Source organism: Glacieibacterium frigidum (assembly GCF_007097155.1).
GTDB lineage: Bacteria > Pseudomonadota > Alphaproteobacteria > Sphingomonadales > Sphingomonadaceae > Glacieibacterium > Glacieibacterium frigidum.
The window spans coordinates 841,655-860,655 of record NZ_VJWA01000001.1 but is presented as its reverse complement, the minus strand read 5'-3'; the positions used below and the strand labels follow the sequence as shown (position 1 = coordinate 860,655).

Annotated in this window: 19 protein-coding genes; 17 read left to right on the top strand and 2 right to left on the bottom strand. The window is 68.7% G+C overall.

What is annotated here, in order from left to right:
• Positions 1–2 precede the first annotated feature (2 nt).
• The 13 genes from sctT to FMM06_RS04030 all read left to right on the top strand — a co-directional run bounded on the left by sctT (position 3) and on the right by FMM06_RS04030 (position 10,117).
• A complete protein-coding gene (gene sctT, locus FMM06_RS04080; protein ID WP_235889059.1) occupies positions 3–788 on the top strand; it encodes a type III secretion system export apparatus subunit SctT in 786 nt (261 codons plus the stop codon).
• A 3-nt stretch (positions 789–791) separates the two neighbouring features.
• Complete coding sequence (locus FMM06_RS04075) at positions 792–1,142, top strand: helix-turn-helix domain-containing protein (protein WP_143554905.1); 351 nt, start codon at positions 792–794, stop codon at positions 1,140–1,142.
• Positions 1,143–1,289: 147 nt separating this feature from the next.
• On the top strand, positions 1,290–2,000 hold the full coding sequence (locus FMM06_RS04070) for a hypothetical protein (RefSeq protein WP_143554904.1): 711 nt from the start codon (positions 1,290–1,292) through the stop codon (positions 1,998–2,000).
• A 71-nt stretch (positions 2,001–2,071) separates the two neighbouring features.
• Positions 2,072–2,824 carry a hypothetical protein gene (locus FMM06_RS04065; protein ID WP_143554903.1) on the top strand — a complete coding sequence of 251 codons (753 nt, stop codon included), beginning with the start codon at positions 2,072–2,074 and terminating at the stop codon, positions 2,822–2,824.
• A gap of 107 nt (positions 2,825–2,931) precedes the next feature.
• On the top strand, positions 2,932–3,663 hold the full coding sequence (locus FMM06_RS04060) for a hypothetical protein (protein ID WP_143554902.1): 732 nt from the start codon (positions 2,932–2,934) through the stop codon (positions 3,661–3,663).
• A 105-nt stretch (positions 3,664–3,768) separates the two neighbouring features.
• The gene (locus FMM06_RS16680; protein WP_185965028.1) at positions 3,769–3,927 is read left to right on the top strand and encodes a hypothetical protein; all 159 of its coding nucleotides are present in this window, start codon (positions 3,769–3,771) and stop codon (positions 3,925–3,927) included.
• Positions 3,924–4,679 (top strand): hypothetical protein, encoded by a 756-nt coding sequence (locus FMM06_RS04055; protein WP_143554901.1) that lies wholly within the window; start codon positions 3,924–3,926, stop codon positions 4,677–4,679. The genes FMM06_RS16680 and FMM06_RS04055 overlap by 4 nt, the downstream gene beginning before the upstream one ends.
• Before the next feature lie 29 nt (positions 4,680–4,708).
• A complete protein-coding gene (locus FMM06_RS16675) occupies positions 4,709–5,419 on the top strand; it encodes a hypothetical protein (protein ID WP_185965027.1) in 711 nt (236 codons plus the stop codon).
• Positions 5,416–5,985: a GNAT family N-acetyltransferase gene (locus FMM06_RS04050; protein WP_185965026.1), complete on the top strand. Its 570-nt coding sequence runs from the start codon at positions 5,416–5,418 to the stop codon at positions 5,983–5,985. Before FMM06_RS16675 ends, FMM06_RS04050 begins: the two co-directional genes overlap by 4 nt.
• A gap of 182 nt (positions 5,986–6,167) precedes the next feature.
• Entirely contained in the window at positions 6,168–6,689 is a 522-nt protein-coding gene (locus FMM06_RS04045) for a hypothetical protein (RefSeq protein ID WP_143554899.1), read from the top strand.
• A 23-nt stretch (positions 6,690–6,712) separates the two neighbouring features.
• The gene (locus FMM06_RS04040; RefSeq protein ID WP_143554898.1) at positions 6,713–7,417 is read left to right on the top strand and encodes a DUF6683 family protein; all 705 of its coding nucleotides are present in this window, start codon (positions 6,713–6,715) and stop codon (positions 7,415–7,417) included.
• A gap of 71 nt (positions 7,418–7,488) precedes the next feature.
• Entirely contained in the window at positions 7,489–9,279 is a 1,791-nt protein-coding gene (locus tag FMM06_RS04035) for a LysM peptidoglycan-binding domain-containing protein (protein WP_143554897.1), read from the top strand.
• A 25-nt stretch (positions 9,280–9,304) separates the two neighbouring features.
• Entirely contained in the window at positions 9,305–10,117 is an 813-nt protein-coding gene (locus FMM06_RS04030; protein ID WP_143554896.1) for a hypothetical protein, read from the top strand.
• Positions 10,118–10,150: 33 nt separating this feature from the next.
• On the opposite strand, the gene FMM06_RS04025 is transcribed toward FMM06_RS04030, so the two are convergent.
• On the bottom strand, positions 10,151–12,520 hold the full coding sequence (locus FMM06_RS04025) for a TonB-dependent receptor (protein ID WP_185965025.1): 2,370 nt from the start codon (positions 12,518–12,520) through the stop codon (positions 10,151–10,153).
• 140 nt (positions 12,521–12,660) lie between these two features.
• On the opposite strand from FMM06_RS04025, the gene FMM06_RS04020 reads away from it, so the two are divergent.
• The 4 genes from FMM06_RS04020 to FMM06_RS04005 all read left to right on the top strand — a co-directional run bounded on the left by FMM06_RS04020 (position 12,661) and on the right by FMM06_RS04005 (position 18,246).
• Positions 12,661–13,503 carry an alpha/beta fold hydrolase gene (locus tag FMM06_RS04020; RefSeq protein WP_143554894.1) on the top strand — a complete coding sequence of 281 codons (843 nt, stop codon included), beginning with the start codon at positions 12,661–12,663 and terminating at the stop codon, positions 13,501–13,503.
• A gap of 35 nt (positions 13,504–13,538) precedes the next feature.
• Positions 13,539–16,901, top strand: a complete 3,363-nt coding sequence (locus FMM06_RS04015; protein ID WP_143554893.1) for a PAS-domain containing protein — start codon at positions 13,539–13,541, stop codon at positions 16,899–16,901.
• Positions 16,902–16,905: 4 nt separating this feature from the next.
• A complete protein-coding gene (locus FMM06_RS04010) occupies positions 16,906–17,709 on the top strand; it encodes an imm11 family protein (RefSeq protein WP_143554892.1) in 804 nt (267 codons plus the stop codon).
• 165 nt (positions 17,710–17,874) lie between these two features.
• Complete coding sequence (locus tag FMM06_RS04005; RefSeq protein ID WP_185965024.1) at positions 17,875–18,246, top strand: nuclear transport factor 2 family protein; 372 nt, start codon at positions 17,875–17,877, stop codon at positions 18,244–18,246.
• Between the two features lie 83 nt (positions 18,247–18,329).
• Here FMM06_RS04005 and FMM06_RS04000 read toward each other — a convergent pair whose 3' ends face one another.
• Positions 18,330–18,968: a response regulator transcription factor gene (locus tag FMM06_RS04000; protein ID WP_268900663.1), complete on the bottom strand. Its 639-nt coding sequence runs from the start codon at positions 18,966–18,968 to the stop codon at positions 18,330–18,332.
• Positions 18,969–19,001: the final 33 nt, after the last annotated feature.

Sequence of the window (19,001 nt, the reverse complement as noted above, 5' to 3'; positions counted from 1 at the left end):
CCGTGAACTTCGAGATCGGCCCCTGGGCGGACCAGCTGCTGCTGCTCGGCATCTCGACGATGCGAATCGCGCTGGCGTTCGCGATGCTGCCGCTGTTCTCGACCGAGACGATCCCGGCGATGGTGCGCAACTCGATCCTGATCTCGCTCGGGCTGGTCAGCCTGGCGCTGCAGCCCGCGTTCGATTTCGCCAGCTTCACCGCCTTCGACTGGATCGCGATCCTGGCGAAGGAGGCGTTCGTTGGCTTCGTCATCGGCTTCTTCTTCGGCGCGGTGCTCTATGCACTCGAGGCTGCGGGGCAGATCATCGATGCCAAGATCGGCGCGACGATGGCGCAGGTCGTCGATCCGCTCGCCGGGCACCAAACCTCGCTCAACGGCGCCTTCCTCGGGCGGCTGGCGAACTTCGTCTTCATCTTCTCGGGCGGCCTGTCGCTGCTCGTCGGCGTGCTAATCGAAAGCTATGCGATCTGGCCGATCGCCAACGTGTTTCCGCGCCTTGCCCCGGTAGGCCTGGAGCTGTTCGAGGCCGAGTTCGGGCGGCTGATGGTGCTCGCGACCCTGCTCTCGGCGCCGATCCTCGCGGTGCTGTTCGTCATCGATCTGGGGCTGGGCCTCGTCAACCGCTTCGCGCAGCAGCTCAACGTCTTCCAGCTGTCGCTCAGCATCAAGTCGTTCGTCGGCACCGCGATGATCTTGCTGCTGCTCGGCGGTTTCGTGCAGGCGGTGCTGAACGACGTCATCACGCGGCCGGCGGCGTTGCGCGGGCTGCTCGGCGCGCTGCGCTAGGCCATGACCGACACCGCCGTCGACCCCCGGCTGGCGGCGATCGCTGCGCTGCTCAAGGCGTCCGATGCCGTCGCCGCGCCGGCCGCCGCGCCGGTGACGCTGGGCGAACATATCGTCGAGGCGGCGCGCGTGCCCGCCCGCCACCGCGAGGCGCTGCTCAAGCTGACGCCCGCCGAGCTGACCTGCATGCGCTTCCTCGGCTGGGGCCGCGCCAACCCCGACATCGCGACGCTGCTGATGATCAGCGAGAACACCGTGCGCGTCCACTTCGGCAACGTCTGCCGCAAGCTCGAACTCGACGGCATGCGCGAGCTCGCGGCGCTGGCGGGGCTGCTGTTCTACCCGTCCGACTAATCGTTTCGACTAGGCGGGCTAGTCGTTCCGCTGAGCGCGTGGAGCCGCAACACAGGATAGTTGTTCTGGTGTCGGTCGGACAGCGAGGGCGGCGCCCTCACCGCCCTCCGACCTGACGATGGTTTTTTACTCAGAGGGAGAATTTTAATGTCCGGTGGTTTCAATCCCGTTAATCTGGTCTCGCAGGCAGCCCTCGCGGTTGCGACCGGCGGCACCAGCCTCGTCGCCCAGATCGCGATGCAGGTCGCGACGCAGATCGCGAGCCAAGTGATCCAGCAGGTCGGTCAGCAGCTCGGTCTGCCGCAGCCGATCATCGACATGGCGCAGGGCGCGATGTTCGCCGCTGCCGGCCAGCCCGGTCAGGCCGCGCAGGAGTATAGCGAAGCAGCCGGTGGCTTCGGTGGTCTGATGCAGTCGGCTGGCGAGGCCTTCGGCTCCAGCCCGGCCGCCATCGGTCAGGCGACGCGCGAAGTCGAGAGCCAGGCTGACGCCTTCAAGACCCTCGCCCAGGAGCAGATGGCGGCGTACATCAAGGAAGGTCTTGCCGGCCGTGACGAGGACGGCAACTCGAACCAGGGCAAGCGCGCCATGGGTAAGGCAGCCGGTGGCAGCGGCGAGAGCTTCCTGATGCGTCTCGCCGTGGCACTCGGTGGCGTCATCGACGGCAAGATGGAGGACCAGCTTGCCCTCGCCAAGGAGATCGACGGCAAGAAGAGCTCCGGGAACGAGTCGACGGTTGCGACCGATGGTGCCAAGCTGACGGCTCTGGGTCAGGAGATCGGCATCATGAGCAACGCGCTCAACACGTCGATGAAGGCGATCGGCGAAGCTGTCCAGACGCTGGCCCGTAAGAGCTAAGCCTTTCGGAACATTACGGCCGGAGCAGGCGTTGCCTGCTCCGGCAATTTTTTGTTGTCGGGAGTTTGAAGATGCGGCTGACTTTTATACTCGCGATTTCACTTGCATTGCCAAGCGCCGCGGTGGCCCAGATGGATTATATCGGCGTGCATGCGCAGAGCATGCAAACCGGCGAAATGTACAAGAAGATGTTTCGTCGCCGGGACAATCAGATTGCCGCTTCGACGCGAACGGCGCAGCAGCCGCAGCTAAAATCTTCGTACGCTGCTGCAGGCGGCGCGTTGCTAAGCCCACCAAATCCCGGCGCGGCCGCTATCGATCTGCGCTATAGGTCGACGCCGGAACTTCGGAAAAGCGCAGCAGATGCATATGTGCAGCGTGTCATGCAAAGTGATCCCCAGGCGGGGAAGCTGATTGCCGCGGAAGTTTCCAAGAATAACTTCAGCCGAATCTACGCCGGGATCGTTGCGCCGTTTGGTTATCGCGCCGATGATACGGCAGATGCCGTCGCCGCGTATACGCTGCTGGGTTGGCTGATCGCCACCGGGTCGCCGGACCCAAGTCCGGCGGCAGCGCGCGCGGTTCGTGAACAGGTCGCGCAAGGCTTGAGCAACGACCCCAAGTTCACCAATCCCCGCACGCGCGCCGAATTGGCGGAGGAGATGAAGCTGCTCTTTGTCACCCTTCACGCCGGTTGGCAGTCGGCGCGGAAGGAGGGCAATCTGCGGACTTATGCCGACGGCGTTGCCGCAATGTTCAAGCGTTTTACCGGCAATGATTTGCGCGCGATGCGACTCACCGAGCGCGGATTCGTGGGGAGATAAGAATAATCACTATGCCATCGGGCCGACTTCCTTGTTGGCGATGCAACCGGTGCGTCAGCAGGCAGCCTAGATTCAAGACAGCGCTTGGGCGTTCGGAGGTAATCGGAATGCTGCGTAGACTCGGTGCGGTACTGCTTCTGCTGACGCCCAGTGCGGTGCCGGCGCAGATGTATTTCAACCTTGCGCCTACACAGGCGATGTCTAACCTGACGATGCAGCCGGTGCGGCAGCAGGCGGCCCTTGCCCGTGCAAAGGCGCGGCGCGCGGCCGGTGGGGCTACAATCGGGCAGGTCGCGGCGGGCGGTGCTATGTCGACGGCCGCCTTTTCATCGGCGGCGCTGGCCTACCAGCCCAGCCGGACGCTCGCCCGGGAGACCGTCGAAGGCTTCGTCAGCCGGCTACTTGGCAAGGATCCCGCAGCGGCGCAGGCTGTTGCCGAGCAGTTTAGCCGTCACGACTATGGCTCGATTTATCGCGGCATCGTCGCACCGTTCGGGCTGCGCGATAACAATGCCGCCGACGCCCTCACAGCCTATACCGTCCTTGGCTGGATGATCGCGACGGGTGCCGGCGATCCCGGACATGCGTCGGTCGCTGCTGCCAGGCAGCAGCTGGGAGCACGCATGGCGGCCAATCCAACGCTGAGCACGCCTGCCAACCGCGCGAGAGTCGGTGAGGAACTGAAGTTGTTGTTCGTGACGCTCCATGCCGGTTGGCAGTCGGCCCGGCGCGAGGGCAATCTGCGCAAGTACAGTGACGGGGTCGCTGCAACGTTTGCCCAGCAAGGCACCGACCTGCGTGCGCTGCGGCTCACGCCCGATGGGTTGGTCGCCGCGTAGCGAAACTGTCGTCGGGCGCGGAACCGGAACGCAGCCGATGCGGTTAGAAGCTGCTGATTTCGCGGCACGTTGGTCAGTTGGTTCGAGCTTACGGGCAGGTGGGGAATGTATCGCAGGGCGCTGATCATCGGTCTGCTATCGACCGCCGCGCCTGCTGCGGCGCAAAACATCGATGGCGTGGCGCGGATGTTCCAGCAGTTCACCGGCAACGACCTGCGGGCGATGCGCTTGACCGAGCGCGGGTTCGTGCGGGGGCGACGATGACCGTGAAGCGTGCAGTATTGATCGCAGCCGTGTTCGCTATCGCGGCGCCCGCGATCGCTCAGGACAGCGTCGATTACTTGGGCGCGCAGGTGCAGGCGGATATGCTCCGCGAGCGCTACGACAATGCTGCCGGAGTACGTGGCAGTTCGCGGCGCGCTCCGGCGGCCGCTACCACCAGCTATGCAAGCAATCCGCTGAGCATCGCTTTCAGCCGTGCGCGGCCGGTCGCGAACGGACAGGCGGTGCGCCTGACCTATACGCCGACGGCGGCGCTGCAACAGCAGGCGCAGTCTGAAATGCTCACGCGACTGCGCGCGAAGAATCCCGAGGCGGCCCGGACCCTGGCGGTGCAGTTTCAGCGCGTGAATTTCGGCAAGGTATATCGCGGCGTCGTCGCCCCCTTCGGCCTGCGCGACAACGATACCGCCGACATCCTGACTGCCTATACGGCGCTCGGCTATCTGATCGGCAGTGGGGACGCCGACCCTTCGCCGGCCGCGGTGCGCGCGCTGCGCAACCAGATCGCTCCCCGCCTCGCCGCCGACACGAGGCTGAGCTCACCGACCGGACGCGCTAAGCTGGGCGAGGAGCTCAAACTGCTGTTCGTCACGCTGCACGCAGGGTGGCAGTCGGCGCGCCGCGAAGGCAATCTCGCCCAATACAGCGACGGGGTCGCGCGTATGTTCGCCCAGCAGGGCGGCGACGACCTCCGCCGCGTGCGCCTGACCGACGCAGGATTCGTGCGGCGATGAGTGTAGTCCGAATCGGAATGATTTTAGCCATGTTCGCCGCGCCGTCGGCGTCATGGGCGCAATACATCGACTACAACGCCGTTAACGTAACGAGCAATCTCCAGGTCTTGATGCGTGGAGCGGTGGCGCCGGGAGCGAGTTCCGGGCGGGCCTATGGCAGGCCGTCTGTTCCGGACACCCGCACCGGTGGCAATTACCTGGCGCGACCGGCAGCACCGGGCATGGCCGCGACGGCGTTCCCCTATCGCTCGACGAGCGCGCTGCGCCGGGCTGCGGCGGACGCGTTCATCCAGCGGACGACCAAGAGCGACCCGGCAGCGGGAAAGGCAATCGCCGCCCAGCTCGCCCAGCACGACTACAGCCGCGTCTATGCAGGTATCGTCGCACCGTTCGGTTACCGTACGGACGACGCCGTGGACGCACTGGCCGCCTATACATTGCTAGGCTGGCTTATCGCCAACGGCGCGCCCGATCCCAGCCGGGCCGACGCGGCAGCCGTGCGTGCGCAGGTCGCAGCCGGCCTCGCGAACGACCGCCGCTTCAGCGATCCACGCACCCGCGCCGAACTGGCGGAAGAGATTAAGCTACTCTTCGTCACACTGCATGCCGGCTGGCAGTCGGCCCGGAAGGAGGGAAATCTTCGTCCCTACGCCGACGGCGTGGCGCGCATGTTCCAGCGCTTCACCGGCAACGACCTCCGCGCCATGCGGCTGACCGAGCGAGGGTTCGTGCGGAGGTGATCCTGTCCCGCCGCACGGTCCTGACCCCGGTCGGGGTGCACGACGCCGGGGACATCATCGCGCTGCACCGCGATCCGCGGGTCGTCGCGCAGCTGATCGACGGCATCCCCGACGAGCCGTGGAAGGTCAGCATCTATCTCGACTGGGCGGCAAAGCTGCACGCGCGCGGCATCGGGCCGTGGGCGGCGCGGCGGCAGGGCGACGGGCGCTTCCTGGGGCTGTACACGCTGACCCCCTTCAACGACGGCGACGACGATTTGCTCGAGTTCGGCGGGCGGCTGGCGCGCGCGGCGTGGCCGGGCGGGCTGTCGGTCGAGGCCGGCGCAGCGCTGATCGACCATGCGTTCGAGGGCCTCGGGCGCCGCGAACTGGTCAGCGCACACCACCCCGACAACCGCGCCGCCGCCGCCGCGCTGGCCCGGCTCGGCTTCGGCAATCCGGCACCCGAAACGGTGTTCGGGCGTTCGGCGATTGTGCACCGGCTGGACGTCGCGACATGGCGCGCGCTGGGCGGCCGGGCGCTGCCGCCGTCGCGCGGCGGGGGACGGATGGGGGAGGCGAGATGATCGTGGATGCCAGACACATTGCAGCTGCCGTGCTGCTAGGGACGATGCCAGCGGCGGCGGCTGCCCAGCTCTCCGATTCCGCGATGAGCATGCTGTACGACAACACCCGCTCCGAAATGATGTCGAGTGGTGAGCGTGCTCCTCAGGTGCGCCCCAGGCCGCCGTCACCCACAGTGTCGCGCGTGACGGCGCCCCGGCTGGGCTTCCGGTCGACTGCTGCATCTGCAAAGGCCGCGCAGGGCGCCTTTGTCGCCAGACTCGGCAAGTCGAACCCGGCAGCGGCGAAGACGCTCGCCGTTCAGCTCGCGAAGCACGACACGACTTTGATCATGCGGACCTTGTTGAGCGGCAGCGGCTTGCAGCCGGACGACCTGGGCGATGTCTTCACCGCCTACACCCTGTTCAGCTGGCAGATCGCCAACCGCGACGCGACCGACATCGGCAACGCTACGGTCGCGGCGTTGCGCAACCAGCTGACCGCGCGTCTGTCGGCCGACCCGCGCCTGTTGCAGCCCGCGATGCGAACCGCGCTCGGCGAGGAAATGAAGCTGCTCAGCGTGACGATCCACGCCGGCTGGCAGAGCGCCACCCGCGAGGGCAGGACCAAGGCGTACAGCGACAGCATCGCGGCGATGTTCAAGGCGCGATCCGGGACCGACCTTCGCGCGCTGCGATTGACCAGTGCCGGTTTCCGGCCGCGATGAAGTTTGAACGGGGAATGCGCAGAATGATACTCAACCGGCTGATCGCGGGCCTGCTGCTCGCCCTTCCCGTCGCCGCGTCGGCGCAGGGCGTGTTCGACATGGGTGCGCTGACCAACACGCTGTCGATGGATGCGAATACCCAGTCGGAGAGGGCGCGGGCGCAGCGGCAGGGCAAGCCCGATCCGCTCGCCAAGTCGCCCGCGGCACGGCCCGACACGCGCTTCACCCCGTCGCCGGCGGTCCGCAAGCGCGTCTTCGCGACGATTGTCGCCAAGACGCGGGCCGTCGATCCGAAAGCGGCCGACGAACTGCAGAAGATGTTCGCCGCGCGCGACCCGATCGCCGGGATCGAGCGGGACCTGGCGCCGATGGGGCTGCGCACCAACGACGCGCTCGACGCGACGACGACCTATCTGACGACCGCGTGGTTCGCGACGCGCGGCCGCGACGACACGCCGTCGCGCGCCCAGATCAACGGGGTCCGCAACCAGCTGGCGCGCTCGATCGGCCCGACGATCGCCGCGTCCAGCCCGGCGGCGAAGCAAGAGCTGAGCGACGTGATGTTCGTCCAGGCGATGCTCGTCGCGCAGTCCGCGACCGCTGCCAAGGCGACGCCGGCGCTGCGCGAGAAGGTTGCCGCCGCCACTGCACAGGGCGCGCGCGCGACCTTCGGGTTCGACCTGCGCAAGATGTCGCTGACCGCCGCGGGGCTGCGCCCGCTGGGCTAATCGTTCCGACTATTACGGGAAAGAAGCGTCGCGCTTATCGTTGTCGTGTAACGAGTTGAGGAGCAGCTGACATGACTGCAATTCAGGAATCGCGCACGACCACGACGGGCAATCCGGGGACAGGCGCTGGCACGGGCGACCGTGCGGCGTCGGCCGGTTCGCTGGGAGAGAGCCTGTTGCGTTCGGTGGCGCGCACGTTCGGCATCGAGGTGCCGCCGTCGTCGATCGACCGGTTGGTCAGCTCGCCCTCCCCCGTCGACCGGCTCGTCGCGAGCCCCGGCGGCCTCGACCAGTACCGCCCTGCCCCGTCGACCTACACCGTGCGCTCGGGCGACACGCTGTCGGGGATCGCGGCGCGGAACGGCCAGTCGCTGGAGACCCTGCTCGCGAACAACCCCGGGCTAGCGAAGCACGCCGACCTGATCCGGCCCGGCGACGTCGTGCGCCTGGGGGCCGCGTCGCCGTCGAGCTACACCGTCGTCGCGGGCGATACGCTGTCGGGGATCGCGTCGCGGCACGGCACCGAGTGGCCGACGCTGGCGCGGCTGAACGGTATTTCCGACCCCGACCGCCTGTCGATCGGTACGGTACTGCGCCTGCCGGCGGGTGCCGACGCCGCGCCGCGTGCGCCGACACGCGTGCCCGAGACGACCGCGGTCACTCCCAGCGCACCGCCGGCCGATGGCGTCATCACCCCCGGCCGCGCGTCGGTAGAGGCGGCACGCTATGCCGAGCAGCAGGCGGCGGGCCATCCGTCGATCGGGCGCTGCTACGCCTGGGTCAAGGAAGCGCTGCAGCACAGCGGCGCGACGCGCGACTATATGCCCGGCGTCGCCGCCAAGGGGGCCGGCCCGGCGCTCGAGGCGCGCGGTTTCCAGAACGTGCTGAACGACCCGCGCCACAATATTCGCTCGCCGTACGACGCCCCCGTCGGGGCGGTGCTCGTCTATGGCGCGGCACCCGGCGCGACCGACCGCAACGCGCAGTATGGGCATATCGAGATCCGCACCAACAGCGGCTTCGCCAGCGACTATGCCTCGGCGCGCGCGCGCACTGGTCCGGCTGAGGCCGGGCTGGAGGGACGCGGCCGGGTGCTGATCGGCGTCTACATCAAGCCCGATGCGGGCGCGCAGGTCGCCCCCGTCACGCCGCCCCGCACCGGCGGCAGCGGCGAAATGACCGCGGCCAATCTGACGCTGGGGGTCAACGAGACCTATCGCGCCGACATTCTGCACGCCGCGACGGTGTCGGGGCTGCCGCCGCAGACGGTGGCGGCGGTGATCTCGGCCGAGGCCGCCGCCGATCGCAACGGCCAGTGGCGTGCCGACAGCTACAACGCCGATTCGGGCGCGACCGGGCTGACGCAGTTCGTCTCGGGCACCTGGCTCGGCGAGGCGCGGAGCGGAAGCTCGCTGCTCAATGCCGAGCTGAAGTCGCGCGGCATCGACCCGGCGAACACCTCGGACAGCGCGCTGCTGGCGCTGCGCACCGATGCCCGCCTGTCGATCGTCGCGGGCGTCAGCTACGCAACGAGCAATATCGCCAGCCTGCAGGCGAGCGGCGTCGTGCCGCGCAACCTGGACGCCGCGATGACCGCGAAGGTGGCGTACATCGCGCATCACGAGGGGCTGGGCGGCGCGCGGTCGTTCTTCCGCGGCGACATCGTGTCGGTCGATTCGAAGTGGGCCGGCAACGTCCCCGCCAGCCAGCGTGCCGATTATCTGGCGCGGTCGGGCGGCGACCGGGCACAGGCCTATCACGCCTGGCTGACCGACTATACCAACGCGCGGATCGACGTGACCCGCTTCATGAACGACAGCGGCAGCGTGCGCCCGGCATCGGTTTCGACGCTTGTTCGCTAGGGTTGCGTTTCTTGCATTGACGGCAGTGAGCGTCGCGGGATGCGACGCGGCGGGCGGTGCGGCCGGGGCTGCGCCGCCCGCGGTCGTTCGCCCGACGATTGCGGTGCGCGACGGCGCGCCGGTCGTGCTGGTTGGGGGGCAGGTCGTGCTGACAGCGGCGCAGGCCGAGGAGGCGGCGCGCTTCAGGGTCGGCGCGCAGGCCGACATACCGACGGGCCAAGTCTATCTGATCGAGGCACCCAGCGGCGGATCGGCGTGCCCGATGCGCTATGTCGTGGTGACCGTGAAAGCCGGGCGCGGGGTTGCCACTCCGCCCTTCGGAACGTGCAGCTCGCGCGCGGCCCTGAAGGCGCAGGACGGCAAGGTCGTGGTCACCATGCCCGGCTTCAGCAATATCGGCGCGCCCGGTCCGGCGCGGACCTTTCGCCTGCAGGGAGATCGCATGACCGCGACCGACGAGACGAGCCCCCAGCCTGCCACCACCACGGCGCCGCTGGCATATGCCCCGACCTTCCGCTGCGAGGGGCTGGTCGACGCCGCTGCCGCCGACGCGATGCTGGCGAAGTTCGAGGCCGAATATCCGAAGCCGCTGGTCAGCCCGGCTCTGGTCGAGGGCCAACGCATCGCGCCCGCGACGCTGACCCGCATCGTCACCGACCTCAGCTGCCTCGCCGCGCAGATCGGCGGCGATCCCTTCGTTCCCGAACAGGCCGCCGCGCTGTTCGCCAGCCGCCGCCACGGTGCGGACGCCTTCGCCGCGCTCGACCGGCTGGCGGTGAGCGACGAGCAGGCGGCGCGCTTCCGCGACCAGATGAAGGCTTACATCGCCGCGCGCTGACCCTGCCCTCCCTTCTCCAGGGAGGGGGGTAGGTCAGAAGCGGTAGCCCAAGGTCGCACCGATCTGCCGACGGTTCGCCCCCGTCACCAGCGGCGCCGCGACCGAGTAGTTCACGGAATCGAAGAACCGCACCGCAGCCACCGGCCGCTTGCTGTCGAACACGTTGTTCCCCCACAGCTGCAGGCTCAGCGCGTCGCGGGTGACCGTCAGGCGCAGGTCGACGTTGGTCTTGTCGCCGAAGTTCTGCAGATTGTCGGCACGCACGAAGGTCCGCGACTGGTATTGCAGGTCGGCGCGCGCCTCGACCGCGAACTCGCCCATGTCAATGTTGAAGCGCGGCGTGACGACCAGCTTGTGGTCGGGGACATAGGGCAGGTGCTTGCCGTCGAAGTTGATTGCCGGCTGGCCGAGCGCGACCAGCGTCAACGCCAGCGAGTCGTCGACGAACCGGTCGTAGCGGGCGTGGGTGTACGCGTAGTTCCCCGATAGCGAGAACCAGTCGCTGAACCGCGCCGCGACCTCGACCTCGGTGCCGTAGATCGTCGAGGCGGCGACGTTGCACTGATAGGTGCGGTTGGTCGAGCTGGCGCCCGGGAACAGCGCGGCGGGGTTCTGGCACGCCGCCTGCTGGTCCTTCCAGTCGATGTAGAACGCCGCGATGTTGAGGCGCAGCTTCTGGTCGAGCAGGTCGCTCTTTAGGCCGATCTCGTAGTTGTTCGCATACTCGGGCTCATAGGTGCGCTGGTTGGCGAAGATGTTGAGCCCGCCGTTGAAGCCGCCGGTCTTCGCGCCGCGCGCATAGCTCGCATAGACCAGCGCGTCCTCGCTCGGCTTGTAGTTGAGGATCAGGCGCGGCGTGACGAAGTCGAAATGCTGCTCGAGGTCGAACACCGCGGTCGAGCCGGTGGTGCCGGTGCGCGTCGGGAACTGCTCGAACTTCTGCGACTCATACTCGTAGCGCAGCTCGCCGATCACCGAGAAGCGCTCGGTCGCGTGCCACGTCGTGGAGGCGAACACCGCGGTGCTCTTGGTCACGAAGGTCGAGCGCGGGTAGCGGTAGGCGGCCGCGGCGGCGGTGTAGTCGGTGATCGCCAGCGCACTGGGAATCGTGATGCCGCGGTCGATGCCGGTGGTGCGGTTGTCGTAGCGGAAGATGCCGACCAGCCAGTCGAAGCTTTCGTTGCCCGTCGAGGCGAGGCGCAGTTCTTGGCTCAGGTCGCGCAGGTAGCCGTCGTTCGACGACAGCGCGAAGTCGCTCTTGCCCTGCGCGATCGCCGGCGCGAACGGAAAGCCGAAGTTGGGGCAGCCGCCGGTGCGGTCGCAGACGGTGTTGTCGCCGTCATAGGTGTACTCAGCGTCGCGGCGGCTGAACGAAGTGATCGAGGTCAGCAGCACGTTGCCGAAGTCGTATTCGAAGGTCGCGCTGGCGCGCACGGTCTTCTCGCGGTCGCCGTAGCTGCCACCGGGCAGGCCGGTCACTGGGCGGGTGTTCACCGTGACGCCGTTCTTGGCGATCGAGGGCAGCTCGCCGACGTACAGCAGGTTGCGCGGCTGCGTCGCCGAGCCGCCCGACGGCGTGCCCGAAAAGGCGTTGGTGCGCACGACGTTGGACGGCGGCTGGCCGTCGTCCTGTTTCGAATAGCTGGCGCGGAAGGTCGCGGTGAACTGCTCGACCGGCTGGAACTCGACCGTCGCGATTGCGCCGTAGCTCTCCTCGAAATCGACCTTCCCGCCATCGATGGCGCTCGTGTACCAGCCGTCGAACGAGCGGTAGAAGCCGCCGACGCGGAAGCGGATCTTGTCGCTGATCGGCCCGGTCAGGCTGGCCTGCACCTTGTACAGGTCGTCGGTGCCGACGGTGGCCTCCGCAGTACCGCCGAACTCGTCGGCCGGGCGCTTAGTGACGTAGTTGATCGCGCCCGAGAAGGTGTTGCGGCCGTACAGCGCCGACTGCGGGCCCTTGACCACCTCGACGCGCTCGAGGTCGTTGAGCTCGGTATCGACGCCGCCCTTGCCCGACAGATAGATGCCGTCGATGAACACGCCGACGTTGAGCGCGCCCAGGCTCTGCGCCGCGCCGCGGATGATCGGCAGCTGGTTCTGACGCCCGAACAGCGGCGTGAAGACCAGGCCCGGGGTCAGCTTGGCGACGTCGGACAGGCGCTCGATGCGCGCCGACTTGATCTCGGCAGCGCTGAACGCGGTGATCGCGACGGGGACGTCCTGCAGCTTCTCCGACGTCTTGCGCGCGGTGACGACGATGTCCTCCAGCACGCCAGCGTCGGTCGCGGCGGCGAGGCCGGCGCTGTTGTCCGGCGGCGTCGCCGCAACCTCCTGCGCGAGCGCCATCGCCGGCAGTAGCGACACCGCGCACAGCAGTCCGACCCGGGTAAACTTCGTCATGGCGCACGCCCCCATAGGTGTAACGATCAGGCGTATGAGGGCAGCACTACGGCGAGAATTTGTCCAGACAAATTCTTGGACTCGGGACAGTGAGCCCGGCATTGTCGCGCCAGCGCAACAGTTCGTTAGGAAGCTTAGCCATGGCGCGGCGCCTGTATGTCGACGGCCCGTTCGGCCAGATCCACCTGCGTATGGCGGGCGAGCATAGCGACCCGCGCCCGCCGCTGATCTGCTTCCACATGAGCCCGATGAGCAGCCGGATCTACGAGCGGTTCGTCACGCGCATGGGTGCCGGCAGGCGCGCGATCGCCATCGATACGCCGGGTTTCGGCATGTCGGACGCGCCGCCCGGACCGCCGGAGATCGCCGACTACAGCCGCGCGATGCTGGCCGCGATCGACGCGCTCGGCATCGCCGGGCCGGTCGACCTGATGGGCTATCACACCGGCTCGATGATCGCCGCCGACCTCGCCGCCGGCTGGCCCGATCGGGTGCGCCGCCTGGTCATCGTCGCGACACCGATCTTCACCGAGGCCGAGCGCGAGGCGATGCGCGCGCACTACGGCCCTACCCCGCCGCGGCGCGACGGCAGCCACCTCGTCGAGCGCTGGAACAGCTTCGTGCACCACAACCTCGGCCGCGGGCTGAGCCTCGACGATGTCGCCGACATGTTCCCCGAACGCCTGCTCGGTCGCGCCGACGGCTGGTGGGGGCACCGCGCGGCCTTCGCCTTCGCCCCCGACATGCGCCTGCCCGAGGTGGCGCAGCCGGTGCTCGTGCTCAACCCGAACGACGACCTGCAGGTCGAGACGCGCCGCGCCGCACCGCTGATCCGCAATGGCCGCATCCTCGAGGTGCCCGGCTGGGGTCACGGCTTCCTCGACGGCTTCACAGACGACGCGGCGCGGCTGGTCGAGAGCTTCCTCGACGCCGCCGACCCCTTCGCCGCGCTCGCCGTTCCGGACAGCAGCCAGCGGGCCTAGGCCGAAACCTTGCGCCGGGCTAACCTGCCGGCGACGTGAACGATCTGCTGCCCTTCGTCGTCGCGCTGTCCTATGCGGCCGGACTGTTCGCGGTCGCCGCATGGGTCGACCGTCGCCGTCATCTGGGTGCCGAGCCGCGCTTCCGCCTGCCCGCCTATACGCTGGCGCTCGCAGTCTATTGCACCAGCTGGACCTTCTACGGCGCGGTCGGCAGTGCCGCCGCCGACGGCTGGAGCTACCTGCCGATCTACCTCGGCCCGATCCTCGTCTATCTCTGCGCCCCTGGCTTCCTGCGCCGCCTGATCGCCGCGGTGCAGGCGGAGGGCGCCACGTCGATCTCGGACTTCATCGGGTCGCGCTTCGGCAAGTCGCGCGGGGTCGCGGCGCTGGTCACCGCCCTCGCGCTGTTCGGCACCATCCCCTATCTTGCGCTCCAGCTGCGTTCGGTCGGCACCAGCTATGCCGAGATCGTCGGCACCGGCGGCACGCTGATGCCGATGACGCTGACGGCCATCGCGCTCGCGCTGTTTGCGATGCTGTTCGGCACGCGACGTTTCGAGGCATCGGGGCGCAACGAGGCGATCCTCTACGCCGTCGCGGTCGAGTCCCTGGTTAAGCTTGCGGCGCTGCTCGCGGTCTGCGGCTTCGCGATCTGGCTGTACGGCGCGGCACCCCCGGCGGCGCAGGTCGCGGGGCTGGCACGGCTGCGCGACAATTTCGATCTGGGCCAGCTCGACGGCGACTTCGTCGTCATCACCCTGCTCGCGATGACCGCGATCGTCTGCCTGCCGCGCCAATTCTACGTCGGTGTCATCGAGGCGCGCGCGCCCAGCGACGTGTCGCGGTCGCGCTTCGCCTTCATCGGGTACCTGCTGATCACCACCATCGTCGTGCTGCCGATCACGTTGACCGGGCTGACCGTGCTGCCCGCCGACAGCGTGCCCGACCTGTTCATGCTCGACCTGCCGCTCGAGAACGGCGCCAGCCTGCTCGCCATGGTGGTGTTCATCGGCGGCTTCTCGGCAGCGACGGGGATGGTCGTGGTCGAGACGATTGCGCTGTCGACGATGGTGTCGAACGACCTGATCGCGCCGCTGCTGCTGCGCCACCGCCGCCTGTCGGCGGGCGCGGATTTCGGCGCCGCGCTGCTGTGGGTGCGGCGCGCGGCGATCGTCATCGTGATGGGTGCGGCGCTCGCCTATGCGCTGCTGATCCCCGCCAGCCAGCGCCTCGCGTCGATCGGGCTGGTGGCGTTCGCGGCGATGGCGCAGTTCGCCCCTGCCCTGCTGCTCGCGGTGCAGCGCCCCGGCGGCGATGCGGCCGCCGCCAAGGCCGGGCTGACCGCGGGGCTCGTGCTGTGGCTCTACACCTTGCTGTGGCCGACGATCGCCGCACCCGCGATGCTCGTGCCGCTGGCGGGCACGCTCGCCGACCCGCTGGCGCTGTTCGGCGTGACGGGGTTTAGCCCGCTGACCCATGGCGTGCTGTGGAGCGTCGGCGGCAATCTCGCGGCGTTCGCGTTGGTCGCGGCGCGGCGGGTGCGTGCCCCCGCCCTGCCGCTCGACCTGTGGCGAGGGCCCCGCATCGCCGAGGTGCGCGACATCGGCGGGCTGCTGGCGATGGTCGAGCGTTTCGTCGGTGCCGGCGTCGTCCGCGACGCCTTCGGGGCCGCCGCCGTCCAGCCGTCCGCCCCCGTCGACCGGCGCAGCGCGCAGACCGCCGAGCGCCTGATCGCCTCGGTCATCGGCGCCCCCTCGGCGCGCGCGATCATGGCGTCGGCGCTGTCGGGCACGACGCTGAAGTTCGCCGATGTCGCGCGCATGCTCGACGAGTCCGGGCAGAGCCTGCGCTTCTCGAAGGGGCTGCTGGCGGCGACGCTCGAGAATATCGACCCCGGGGTCAGCGTCGTCGACCGCGACCTGAACCTCGTCGCCTGGAACAGCCGTTACCTCGACCTGTTCGGCTACCCGCCCGGCCTCGTCTATGTCGGCGCGCCGGTCGCCGGGCTGATCCGCTACAATGCCGAGCGCGGCGAGTGCGGCCCCGGCGAGGTCGAGGCGCACGTCGAGCGCCGCCTCGACCATATGCGAAAAGGCCGCGCGCACAGCTTCGAACGCGACCGCGCCGACGGCAAGGTGCTCAAGACCGTCGGCGGCCCGATGCCCGGCGGCGGCTATGTCATGTGCTTCACCGACGTGACCGCCGAGAAACAGGCGAAGCGCGCGCTCGAGGTCGCCAACGAACAGCTGGAGGCGCGGGTCGAGGCGCGGACCCGCGAGCTGCGCGACGCCCGCCAGGTCGCCGAGGACGCGACGCGCGACAAGACGCGCTTCCTCGCGGCGGCGAGCCACGACCTGCTCCAGCCGCTGCACGCCGCGCGGCTGTTCTGCGCGGCGCTCGACGGCGGAGTAGATGCGGCGGCGCAGCCGCTGGTGGCGAACATCGACCGGTCGATCAACGCGGCCGACCGGCTGCTGCGCGCGCTGCTCGACATCTCGAAGCTTGATGCGGGCGGGGTCAAGCCGGTGCCCGAGGTGTTCGCGGTCGCCGCGCTGATCGACGAGCTGGCGAGCGAGTTCGCCGCGCAGGCCGCCGACAAGGGGCTGCGCCTGCGCGTCGGCGGACGGGAGGGCACGGCGTTCACCGACCGCACCCTGCTGCGCTCGATCCTGCAGAACTTCCTCGGCAATGCGCTGCGCTACACCGCGTCGGGCAGCGTGCTTATCGGCTGCCGGCGGCGCGGCGACCGGCTGCGCATCGAGGTCTGGGACACCGGCATCGGCATTTCCGCCGCGCAGCACGCCGCGGTGTTCGAGGAATTCCACCGCCTCGCGCCGAGCAGCGGCGACGAGGCCGGCGTCGGGCTGGGCCTCGCGATCGTCGACCGGATCGCGCGGCTGCTCGGCGCGAGGCTCGACATGCGCTCGGTCGTTGGGCGCGGCTCGATGTTCGCGGTCGAGGTGCCGGTGGCGCTAGCCCCCGCGCTGGCGGCGGTACCCCCACCCGCCGACCCGCGCCTGCCGGTCGGCGGAACGCGGGTGCTGTGCGTCGACGACGACGCGGCGATCCTGGCGGGCGTCGCTGCGCTGCTGACTAGCTGGCAATGCGCGACGACGACCGCGCGCAGCCACGACGAGGCGGCCGTAGCAGCGCGCGCGGGCATTTTCGATGCGGCGTTCGTCGACTATCACCTCGGCGACGGCCGGAACGGCCTCGACCTGCTTCGGGTCCTGCGCGCCGATCACCCCGACATGCGCCTCGCGCTCGTCACCGCCGACCCCTCCCCCGCCGTCGCCGCGGCCGCCTCGGCCCTCGGCGCGACGGTCATCCGCAAGCCCGGCGACCCCGCCCACCTGCGCCGCGTGCTGAGCGGTCCGGTGGCGCTGGCGGCGGAGTAGGCGAGTGAAATCGGTCCGCATCATCCAGACCCCGGGCGACGGACTTCTGCCGCCAAGCGCCGCGCCCCTCATTCCGGCCGACATCGGCGAGGGCGAGATCGTCAGGGTCGTGCCGCCCGTCGCGCCGTGGCGGCCCGACACGATCGAGGCAATCCGGCTGCGCAAGGCGCCGCACGAGTTCCCGCAGTTCGATGCGCGCTACTGGCAGCTGGCGGAGAACAACCAGCATCCCACCGATACGCTGAATGCCTGGAAGAACGATCCCGGCCCGGGCCAGCCGGTCGTCGGCTTCGGCCACGGCCTCGACCGCGTGCCGCCGCTCGTCGAGTATCGCTTCAAGCCGAGCCCGCGCAAGCTTGGCCCGCCCGACCATTGGCAGGCGCGCGGGCCCGGACTGCTGGTGCTGAGCAGCCGCTTCCTCGACATGCTCCTCGACGCCGACCCCGGCGCGGTCGCGCACCGCCCAATCGAGATGCGAGGGCCGGACGTCCAAGTCTTCGACCGCGACCATCACCTGGTCGATATCGTCCGCGTGGTGCCAGCCGTCGACTACGCCAACTCGGTCGTCGAGTATTATGGCCCCGAGATGCACGACCGCGAGCGGCTCCCGGCCCGGGTCCAAGCGGTTCCATCGGCGCGCTTCCGGGGTGACCTCGACGGCGACCTGCACATCTTCCGCCACGGCGATCCCGGAGCAGGGCTGGCCCGCGGCTGTTTCGTCAGCGCGGCGCTGAAGCACCGGCTCGACCGGCTCAAACCGAAGCTGCGAAACCTACAGTTCGTGCCACTGTATGAGGGCGTGTACTGAGTGCGCTCTCGCCCCAAACCGGACGTTGCCAGCTGCAGCTATCCGGCGCAACTTAACGACGCTTGTTGACTTCGGAGGCGAAGGTTCGTGCTAAGGAAGATGCTCATAGTAGGCGCGCTTTTCGCCTCCGCACCGACACTCGCGCAGCTTGCGCCAGGCGTTAGGATGCCACCCGAGATCGGGGCTGCTTACGGGAGACTTGGCAAGGCTATGATGGCTCGCGATGCAGCTGGTGTGAGAACCGTTTGGGCAGAAGACTTCGTGGTCAATTCGCCCAATAACGAGGTGCTCCGCCGCGATGATGTGATCGCCGTCATGGAGCAAGACTTTCTCGACTATCGAGACTTCCAGAAACACATCACCTTTGTTGGCGAAAAGCCGGAGGTGACTATAGTCATGGGCTACGACACGATGATCCCGTTAAAGGGTCCTGGTGCCGGCAAGCAGGTAACGCGCCCCTTCACCGATGTCTGGACGAAACGCAGCGTCGGTTGGCAGCTCATAGCGCGTCAAGCGACCATCGCCGAGGCAAAGTAGCGGAAAGCGGGTTCGATTGTCTTGGAGGCGGCGGTTTCCTGTCGACCGATCATGGTCCGCTTTCAACCCGAAGCGCACATTCGTCACGCCGCCTGCTCGACCGCCTCCAGCCCCAAAGCCCGCGCCGCGATCACCGCCTGCGTGCGGTTTTGCACACCAAGCTTGCGGAAGATCACCGTTACGTGCGCCTTCACCGTCGCTTCCGATATGCCGATGTCGTGGGCGATCTGCTTGTTGAGGCGGCCGCCGAGCATGGCGATCAGCACCTTCAGCTGTGCCGGCGTCAGGCAGGCGATCGAGGCGGCCATGGCGTCGGTCTCGTCGTCGTTGCTCGGCTCCAGCACGACGCGGGTGCCGCCGAGTGCAGCGCGCACCGTCGCCTCGATCTCGGGGAGCGAGGCGTCCTTGCCGAGGAAGCCCGCGGCGCCGTAGCGGCGGGCACCGGCGGCCTCGCTCGGGTCGGCGGCGGAGACTACGACGATGGGCACGTCGGGGCGCTCGGCGTGGACGGTGGCGACGCCCGAGAAGCCGACGGCGTCGGGCATGCGCAGGTCGAGCAGGATCAGGTCGAGGCGGGGTGTCCCGCGCAGCCGGTCGACCGCGGCGGCGATGCTGCCCGCCTCGATCACCGTCGCCCCCGGCGCGGCGCGCAGCGTCGCCACCCGCATCGCGCTGCGGAACAGCGGATGGTCATCGACCACGAGCACGACTTCGTCGGCCACTCAGCGTTCTCCCCGTGCCGACCCTAGGCCGCG